Origin of the sequence: Vibrio makurazakiensis (assembly GCF_050337375.1) — a bacterium.
In the GTDB taxonomy this organism is placed as follows: domain Bacteria; phylum Pseudomonadota; class Gammaproteobacteria; order Enterobacterales; family Vibrionaceae; genus Vibrio; species Vibrio makurazakiensis.
Window position 1 is genome coordinate 1 of sequence record NZ_JAKJSW010000171.1, and the last position, 9,097, is coordinate 9,097.

Here is a 9,097-nt window from a genome sequence, read left to right on the forward strand (position 1 = left end):
CCCATATAGTTCAAAGGTATGACAATGAAGCAACGCCTTATTCTAAAGACAGCACTAAGTGCTGCAATTCTAGCAACTCTTGCTGGTTGTGCATCTCAGCCAACTCAAGAGTGGAATCAAGATGAAACTTACAAGCTGACAGTTCTTCACACAAACGATAACCATGGTCGCTTCTGGCAGAATAAATACGGCGAGTACGGCATGTCTGCGCGTAAGACGCTAATCGACCAACTTCGTGCTGAAGTTAAAGCAGAAGGCGGCAGCGTATTGCTTCTATCTGGTGGTGACATCAATACAGGTGTTCCAGAGTCAGATCTACAAGATGCTGAACCAGACTTCAAAGGTATGAACAAAATCGGTTACGATGCGATGGCATTGGGTAACCACGAGTTTGATAACTCTCTTGAAGTACTAAGCAAGCAAATTGATTGGGCAAACTTCCCAATGCTATCTGCGAACATTTACGACAAAGAGTCTGGCGAGCGTAAATTCCAAGCTTACCAAATGTTCAACAAGCAAGGCATCAAGATTGCTGTTATCGGTCTAACGACTGAAGATACGCAGAAAATTGGTAACCCTGAATTCATCGGTGGTATTGATTTCCGCGACCCTAAAGAAGAAGCGAAAAAGTTAATCGCTGAGCTTAAAGAAACAGAAAAACCAGATCTGATTTTCGCAGTTACTCACATGGGTCACTACGAAGACGGCCAACGTGGTGTTAACGCTCCTGGTGATGTTGCACTAGCACGTTACCTTGATGAAGGTTCTCTAGACATGATCGTTGGTGGTCACTCTCAAGAACCAGTATGTATGGAAGCGCCAAACGTTGTTAAGAAGAACTTCAAGCCTTCTGATGAATGTCGCCCAGATGTACAAAACGGTACTTACATCGTTCAAGCTCACGAATGGGGCAAGTACGTAGGTCGTGCTGATTACGAATTCCGTAACGGTGAACTAGAAATGGTGAGCTACGATCTAATTCCTGTAAACCTTAAGAAGAAAGTGAAGATTGACGGTAAGAAGCAACGTGTACTTATCGAAGACGAAATTGCACAAGATGCTGAACTGCTAGAATTCCTACGCCCGTACCAAGAGCAAGGTCAAGCACAGCTTAATATTAAGATTGCTGAAACTAACGGTAAGTTAGAAGGCGACCGTAACGTTGTTCGTTTCCAACAAACGAACCTAGGTCGTTTAATCGCGACATCTCACATGGAGCGTGCTAAAGCTGACTTCGCAGTAATGAACTCTGGTGGCGTTCGTGATTCTATCGAAGCGGGTGAAGTAACTTACAAAGATGTGCTAACGGTTCAACCATTTGCGAACATCCTGACTTACACAGACATGTCTGGTAAAGAAGTTCTAGATTACCTAAATGTTGTTGCGACTAAGCCTGTAGATTCTGGTGCATACGCTCAGTTCGCTGGTATTTCAATGACAGTAGCTAACGGTGAAGTGTCTAACGTATTCATCGGCGGCAAACAGCTTCGTCTAGATGAAACTTACCGTTTCACAGTGCCAAGTTTTAACGCTTCAGGCGGTGACGGTTACCCTAAATTGTCAGGTCACCCTGGTTTCGTTAACACTGGTTTCGTAGACGCTGAAGTACTGAAAGAGTACCTAGAAGCAAATAGCCCTGTAGACGTAAATAAATACGCTCCTTCAGGTGAAATGGTTTACAAGTAACCATTAGCGAAAATCAAAGAACTAGAGAAAGCAATTGACTCTAGGGCTGTGATAAATTTAACTAAAGCGATGCCTCGGCATCGCTTTTTGTTTATTTAAACGCATATTTTAGGATTCGTTATGACCCCTGCAATTAACTTAGCTAAGAAAAAGAAAGTGACTCATACCATCCATCAGTATGATCATGATCCTAGCCATGAGAGCTACGGTTTGGAAGCGGTTGAAGCTTTGGGGCAAGATCCTAAACGTGTATTTAAAACGCTCTTGTTTTGTTTGAATGGGGTAGCTAAAGATCTTGCTGTCGCCATTATACCTGTCGATCAAAAGCTAAACTTGAAGCTTGCCGCAAAGGCCGCTAAAGGGAAAAAAGCAGAGATGGCTAATCCTGATATCGCTCAAAAAACGACGGGCTATGTGGTTGGTGGTATTAGCCCTTTGGGCCAAAAGAAAGCATTGCCTACTTTTATCCACGCCACCGCAGAAACTCAAGACATGATATGTGTCAGTGCAGGGAAAAGAGGTCTGGAGATTGAGTTGGCACCGAGCGATCTCGCGAAGCTTACTCGTGCACAGTTTGTTGATTTGTGCCTATAGCTGAGAAGTTACGGAACAGTACAAAACGGAATAAAGAAAAACGCCGACAAAGGTGAACTCTGTCGGCGTTTTATATTTTGAAAATGGAGCTAATTAAGCTACTTCTTCAGGCCTAATGTTCCACCAACACGCTTTGCGGCCGGCTTATTTGGGCGATTAGAGTTGCGATTGTTGCTTGAGCTGTGGCTATTGTTTTCTGAACGGCGGTTATCAGAACGACGATTGTCTGAATTGTTCTTACCAGACTCCCAGTGGTTCGATTTCGAGTTGCCACCACGGTTGCTATCTGAACCTTCACGGCTTGAACTTCCTTTACCACGCTTAGAGTTAGGCGCATGACGAAACTCTTCCGCGTTGTTCCCTCGGAACGTGCGAGGTTTACGATCTTGTTGATTACGTCGAGCAGTTGATGCGCGGTTCTCATCACGGCTATCAAACAGTTTCGCGTCAGTCGCCTTGTTAATGTGTCTTCCTTTAGCATCTAATTTAGATGCTTCTTCAGTACTCACTGAGCCTTCACACATTGACAGAATTTCTGCGACTTCTTCATCGCTCAGGTAACGCCACTTTCCGTTTGGAATACCGTCAAGAGAGATGTTCATGATACGCACACGACGTAGTTTAAATACTTCATAACCTAACGCTTCACACATGCGGCGAATTTGGCGGTTTAGGCCTTGAGTTAAGGTGATACGGAAAGAGAATTTCGTTTCTTTTTCTACCTGACAAGGCAGCGTAACTGTATCTAAAATAGGTACGCCAGCCGCCATCTTTTTAAGAAACTCGCTAGTAATCGGCTTATCTACACGAACGACGTATTCTTTTTCGTGGTTGTTACCCGCACGCAAAATTTTGTTTACGATGTCGCCGTCATTCGTTAAGAAAATCAAACCATCAGAAGGCTTATCTAAACGTCCAATTGGGAAAATACGTTTGTGGTGACCAATAAAGTCGACAATGTTACCCGGAATATCACGTTCCGTAGTACAAGTAATACCGGTTGGTTTATTCAGTGCAATGTAAACCGGCTTTTCTTTAGATCGAACAGGTTTGTGGTCAATACACACATCATCACCTGGAAGTACTTTTGTACCCATTTCAGGGATCTTTCCATTGATGGTGACACGTCCAGCATCGATAAGTTTATCGGCTTCACGGCGTGAGCAAAATCCAGTTTCACTAATGTATTTATTAAGGCGTTTAGCTTGGGAATCTTGTGACATGATCTTCTCTTAGCGTTTCACAACGTTTTTAGGTAAAAGAAAAGCAACTAAGAATAGTTGCTTATTTATTGAATCAATTTTATCACTAAGTGTGACAATGAGCACTAACTCATTCGTTTTTGATGTCGTTCGCGGTTTTCAAGCTTCTTATCGTTGCTTTTTCTCAACATGACATACACAGCACCACTGCCACCGTGAAATGCTTGTGCAGAGTGAACACACTGCACATCATTGATTTGATTGAGCCAATTAGCGACGTAGCTTTTCATCATAGCTGGTGGGTTAGAACGCTCTCCCTTGCCGTGAATAATAATAACGGTTCGGACATCCATCCTTAAACATTGGCGTAAGAACGAAAGTACTTCATTACGTGCGTCTTTAAGTGTTTTTCTATGCAGGTCTAGCTTTGCCTGAATTGGGTATTTTCCTAAGCGGAGTTTTTTATAGACACCTTCCTGAACTCCATCTTTTTTGTATTCTATGATGTCTTCAGGTTTGATCATTGGGCAATAATCTAGAGATAGATAATCATCATCGCTTTCTGATAGCCACATTGCCGCTTCACGCTTAGCTAAGTGAGATTCTGTAACTCGGTGAACTTTTTGATGTTCAGCGGTGTCTTGGTCGATACGTTTTATATCGCCCATCATTTGTTGGAATAAATCTAGGTCGTCGTTATGAGACATGGCGTTCATCTCAAGTTATGTCGGGAAATTTTAGTATACCCAAGCCATAAAATGATGTGTGCAATTTTAGAGAGGAAAATGAAAAAAACGGAGTAGGCAATAAACCGACTCCGTTGCAAAGCGTATTCACTATTTTATTACTGCTCAATAATTAAATAGAGGCTTAGCGATTCTAGTGAGGAGATTTCGCATTCATCACTTTGTAGACGAAGTATCCTCCGTAAAACATCATAAGACCGATAGCGCCAAAGATAACTATCATTGATGAAAGACCTACTGCATTACCAAATAGGAGATCAAGCCAAAAGTCCATGTGTTTATCCTCAAAGTATGAATACGTAGTTAACGATAAGTTCTATGAGTTCATTCGATACTGATCTGGATCAACATTGTTGCATAGGTTAAATATATGTTCTGCACGGTGAGTTTCTGGTCACATTTTAGTATTGTTGATGCTTAAGTGAGCGAACGAACCTGTATTTAGAAAAACTTCACTAAAAGCACTTGCGCCTTATCTCAGAATCCGTATTATACGCTCCATCGACAGGCAATTAGCCCGTTAGATATCTCGGTGAATAGCGCAGCTTGGTAGCGCATCTGGTTTGGGACCAGAGGGTCGGGGGTTCGAATCCCTCTTCACCGACCATATTAAGAAAAAGGCTTCGCAGAAATGCGAAGCCTTTTTCGTATGTGAGGAATAAATAATCTGGGCGGATTCGCCTTATCTTAGGAGTTTATTCTTCACCGACCTCATAAAAGAAAGCCGTAGTGGAAATGCTACGGCTTTCTTGCGTTTAGCTTTTGAAAAGGCGCAGTGAGTACTACTATCTAGTATCAGGCATAAGATAACAAACGTGATTCGCCACTGGTATGCTTGTGACGTTATTTAGAAAGCACAGTTCGCTTTTTGGCTGGTGGACAACTGTTCCACGCTATAGCCATCCTCTTGTAATAAAGACAGTAAGTTTTGTTCTCCGACTAAATGTAGCGTACCTACAACAATTAAGTGTTTACTATTCTCTGGAACAAAGCTGTTGTTATTGAGTCGCTGAATCCAATTGTGATTTCTTGAATATACAAAGCGCTCATTCATCTCTGGGCTGATTTCACTGCTCATACCGAGTTCGAGAAGGTTAGCAGCGTCACCACTTTGCCAACTTTCAATAATGCACCCAGCCGACTTTTCGCTGTTATCCCATTCTTCTAGTCCACTGATAAGTAACAACTCACCATCTTTGGGAAGCTTAGTGAGTAAGTTAATCTGAAACTGTAACTCCTCAAACCCTAATACAGGGATATTTTCGAGTGTGGCTTTTTCTATCAGGAAGCTATCAACGCCATACTGAGCCTCAAGCCCTAATGATTCAAACTGCTTCATTTGAAGAGTTAATGCGGTTGCCCATGGCGGTGACATAAGTAAAGTCTGAGGGTGTAGGTTTAACGAGTTTCCTACCTCTATCAATTTCTGTTTGAGACTCTTAGATAAGACATCTTCACTTTTGTATTTTGCGGCTGGATATTGGACATTATTATTTTTTCGAATATCGGCTTCCACAATTAGCCCGTCACTCTTTTCTAAATACTCGATAACAGGAACGGGTAAAGGGTACATTTCTTCGTTGCCGACATGTACCGAACCGAAAATCATCAGTTCTTTATTACCTTTGCTCGCACTCCAGTAGAGTGGTTCAGATAAAACTGGGTGAGATAGGAATCCGATGAAGAAAATGACTGCTGAAAGAGCATATGTATTACGACGCATTAAGGCGCTCCCTGGTTTGCCCGTAAGGGGGTCACTCGTCAAAATAAATTTAGCGTGCTGTTTTTGACGTTTATTTTTGAGATGGAATTCACATTGTAGCTAGTCAAATTATAACAATCTTCATGAACAACGAAATTGAATATTATTTTTAGCGCGATAAATCGACAAATGTGCCTTATTAGTGTGACTCCGTGCTCATAAATTACGTCAAAATTAAAGTGACGTAACCTACGTGATATTTAACTCATTAATTTAAAAGTAAATTTTAATTTTATGAAGTTTGAGATTTGAACAAGATCACTTTCCGATATCGATTTAATTCACGTAGGAAAATAACTCAATATAGTTTCTACATCTTCAGAAACGAACCTTTCTCGTTTCAATTAGTAATTTTTAATGGGTATGTAGAGATGTTAAAGAGAAACTTAATTGCTGTTTCAGTGTTAGCGGGGTTAGCGGGTTGWGCTATTGCACCTTCTGCAGAGCAAAAAGTGGTAAATACACTTGCTGACAACCTAGATGTTCAATACCAAGTTTTGACCAACCATGGCGCAAATGAAGGCTTAGCGTGTCAGGAACTAGGAGCCGAATGGGCATCTTGTAATAAAGTGAATATGACTTTAGTTAACCAAGGTGAAGCCGTAGATTCAAAGGACTGGACGATATACTTCCACAGCATTCGTTTAATCCTTGATGTTGATAATGAGCAGTTCAAAATTACTCGTGTAACGGGTGACTTGCACAAGCTAGAAGCAACAGAAAAATTCGACGGTTTTGCTGCTGGTGAAGAAGTTGTGTTACCACTGGTTAGCGAGTACTGGCAGTTATTTGAAACTGACTTTATGCCAGGTGCATTCATTACGGCACCGAATGCCGAGCCGAAGATGATTGCATCATTGAATACTGAAGATGTTGCATCATTTGTAACAGGCTTAGAAGGTAACAACCTTAAACGAACTCCTGACGACAACAATGTTATGGCAACAGCGGTGACTCGTTTTGAGAAAAACGCTGATGTAGTTTCACAAGATGTAACAACAACATTACTACCAACTCCAATGTTTGTTGAAGCGGGCGAGGGGACAGTAAGCATTACTGATGGTATTGCCCTACCTGAAGGTATATTTGATGCTGACCAATACGCCGCCATTGAAGAACGAGCAGATGTGGTGAATGTGGATGTTAGCGGCGATCTCCCTGTGAGTATCGCTGTTGTTCCTGCTGACTTCACTGGTGATTTAGCGAAGTCTGGAGCTTATCAATTAAGCATCCAAGACGATGGCATTGCAATTAAAGCGTTTGATAAAACGGGCGCTTTCTACGCAGTACAATCTATCTTTGGTCTGGTAGATAGCCAAAACGTTCAATCACTGCCACAGCTCTCTATTCAAGATGCGCCCCGTTTTGATTATCGTGGTGTCATGGTGGACGTCGCTCGTCACTTCCATTCAAAAGAAGCTATTCTAGCGACGCTAGATCAAATGGCTGCGTACAAAATGAATAAATTGCATCTTCATTTAACAGATGATGAAGGTTGGCGTCTAGAAATTCCAGGTTTACCAGAGCTAACGGATGTAGGGTCTAATCGTTGTTTTGATTTGGAAGAGCAGAGCTGCTTACTGCCTCAGCTAGGTTCCGGTCCAACAACCGATAACTTTGGTTCAGGTTTCTTTAGTAAAGAAGATTACGTTGAGATTCTAAGCTACGCAAAAGCGCGTAGCATCGAGGTTATTCCTGAAATCGATATGCCTGCACACGCTCGCTCTGCTGTTGTATCAATGGAAGCGCGTTACACTCGTCTAATGGCGGAAGGCAAAGAATCTGAAGCGAGTGAGTTCCGCTTAATGGACCCGCAAGACACTTCGAATGTCACAACTATTCAGTTCTACGATAAGCACAGTTTTATTAACCCATGCATGGAATCATCAAGCCGCTTTGTTGATAAAGTCATTACTGAAGTCGCTGCAATGCATAATGAAGCGGGTATGCCGTTAACAACTTGGCACTTTGGTGGTGATGAAGCGAAGAACATCAAGTTAGGCGCAGGCTTCCAAGACGTTGATGCTCAGGATAAAGTGGCATGGAAAGGTAACATTGAATTAGATAAACAAGACAAACCATTCCAACAGTCTCCACAATGTCAGTCTCTCATTGCCGATGGTACGGTAAGTGATTTTGGTCACCTTCCGGGCTACTTTGCGAAAGAAGTTTCAAAGATTGTCGCAGACAAAGGTATTCCTCACTTCCAAGCTTGGCAAGATGGTCTGAAGTATGTTGAAGAGGGTGAAGAAGGCTTCGCGACTGAGACTACTCGCGTTAACTTCTGGGACGTTCTGTACTGGGGCGGTACTTCATCGGTATACGATTGGTCAGCGAAAGGCTATGACGTCATTGTTTCTAACCCAGATTACGTATATATGGATATGCCATATGAAGTAGACGCAAAAGAGCGTGGTTACTACTGGGCTACTCGTGCAACCGACACACGTAAGATGTTTGGTTTTGCTCCAGAGAACATGCCACAAAATGCCGAAACATCATTAGACCGTGATGGTAATGGCTTCACAGGTAAAGGTGAAATTGAAGCGAAACCTTTCTACGGTTTGTCTGCGCAACTTTGGTCAGAAACTGTGCGTACTGACGAACAGTATGAATACATGGTATTTCCTCGTGTTCTTGCAGCTGCAGAGCGAGCATGGCACCGCGCTGATTGGGAAAACGACTACAAAGTAGGCGTGGAGTATTCTCAAGACACCAACTTAGTTAACCAGCAAGCTTTAGACGCTGACTTTAATCGCTTTGCTAATATTCTGGGCCAACGTGAATTAGCTAAATTGGAAAAAGCGGGTATTGATTACCGCCTACCAGTACCGGGAGCTGTAGTTGAAAACGGTAAGCTTGCGATGAATGTTCAATTCCCAGGTGTTGAGCTTCAGTACTCTGCTGATGGCGAAAATTGGTTAACGTATTCTGACAGCGAGCGCCCGAGCGTAGAAGGTGAAATCCATATCCGTTCTATATCAGCTACGGGTAACAGAACGAGTCGTGTGACTTCGGTACAATAACTCTTTGCATTTGATAGCTCCTCTTCGAATAGAGGAGCTATTCATTATCAATCCTTATTAATTAACTCTGTCCACATACAC

Annotated in this window: 7 protein-coding genes and 1 tRNA gene; 4 read left to right on the plus strand and 4 right to left on the minus strand. The window is 42.4% G+C overall.

All coding sequences use genetic code 11. The features are described 5' to 3' along the window. Window positions 1-24 precede the first annotated feature (24 nt). Window positions 25-1,686, plus strand: coding sequence for a bifunctional UDP-sugar hydrolase/5'-nucleotidase UshA (gene ushA / locus L4C33_RS16465; RefSeq protein WP_428813504.1), 1,662 nt, complete (start codon window positions 25-27; stop codon window positions 1,684-1,686). A 120-nt stretch (window positions 1,687-1,806) separates the two neighbouring features. Then, entirely contained in the window at window positions 1,807-2,280 is a 474-nt protein-coding gene (gene ybaK, locus L4C33_RS16470; protein WP_428813505.1) for a Cys-tRNA(Pro) deacylase, read from the plus strand. Between the two features lie 98 nt (window positions 2,281-2,378). Here ybaK and rluF read toward each other — a convergent pair whose 3' ends face one another. From rluF to L4C33_RS16485, 3 genes are all read right to left on the minus strand, one after another. Next, the gene (gene rluF / locus L4C33_RS16475; RefSeq protein WP_428813506.1) at window positions 2,379-3,503 is read right to left on the minus strand and encodes a 23S rRNA pseudouridine(2604) synthase RluF; all 1,125 of its coding nucleotides are present in this window, start codon (window positions 3,501-3,503) and stop codon (window positions 2,379-2,381) included. A 104-nt stretch (window positions 3,504-3,607) separates the two neighbouring features. Next, window positions 3,608-4,189, minus strand: coding sequence for a DNA endonuclease SmrA (gene smrA / locus L4C33_RS16480; protein ID WP_428813507.1), 582 nt, complete (start codon window positions 4,187-4,189; stop codon window positions 3,608-3,610). A gap of 172 nt (window positions 4,190-4,361) precedes the next feature. Beyond that, window positions 4,362-4,502 (minus strand): DUF3149 domain-containing protein, encoded by a 141-nt coding sequence (locus L4C33_RS16485; protein WP_137357545.1) that lies wholly within the window; start codon window positions 4,500-4,502, stop codon window positions 4,362-4,364. Window positions 4,503-4,758: 256 nt separating this feature from the next. Between L4C33_RS16485 and L4C33_RS16490 the strand changes: the two genes are divergently transcribed. Further along, window positions 4,759-4,835: transfer RNA gene (locus L4C33_RS16490), tRNA-Pro, on the plus strand. A gap of 240 nt (window positions 4,836-5,075) precedes the next feature. Here the strand turns inward: L4C33_RS16490 and L4C33_RS16495 are convergent. Continuing rightward, entirely contained in the window at window positions 5,076-5,951 is an 876-nt protein-coding gene (locus L4C33_RS16495; protein WP_428813508.1) for a TraB/GumN family protein, read from the minus strand. A 410-nt stretch (window positions 5,952-6,361) separates the two neighbouring features. Between L4C33_RS16495 and L4C33_RS16500 the strand changes: the two genes are divergently transcribed. Further along, window positions 6,362-9,016, plus strand: a complete 2,655-nt coding sequence (locus L4C33_RS16500; RefSeq protein WP_428813509.1) for a beta-N-acetylhexosaminidase — start codon at window positions 6,362-6,364, stop codon at window positions 9,014-9,016. Window positions 9,017-9,097 lie beyond the last annotated feature (81 nt).

Excerpts from the sequence above, each read along its gene's own strand:
- ushA (WP_428813504.1), top strand. The coding sequence starts at position 25 with ATGAAGCAACGCCTTATTCTAAAGACAGCACTAAGTGCTGCAATTCTA.
- ybaK (WP_428813505.1), top strand. The coding sequence starts at position 1,807 with ATGACCCCTGCAATTAACTTAGCTAAGAAAAAGAAAGTGACTCATACC.
- rluF (WP_428813506.1), bottom strand. The coding sequence starts at position 3,503 with ATGTCACAAGATTCCCAAGCTAAACGCCTTAATAAATACATTAGTGAA.
- smrA (WP_428813507.1), bottom strand. The coding sequence starts at position 4,189 with ATGTCTCATAACGACGACCTAGATTTATTCCAACAAATGATGGGCGAT.
- L4C33_RS16485 (WP_137357545.1), bottom strand. The coding sequence starts at position 4,502 with ATGGACTTTTGGCTTGATCTCCTATTTGGTAATGCAGTAGGTCTTTCA.
- L4C33_RS16495 (WP_428813508.1), bottom strand. The coding sequence starts at position 5,951 with ATGCGTCGTAATACATATGCTCTTTCAGCAGTCATTTTCTTCATCGGA.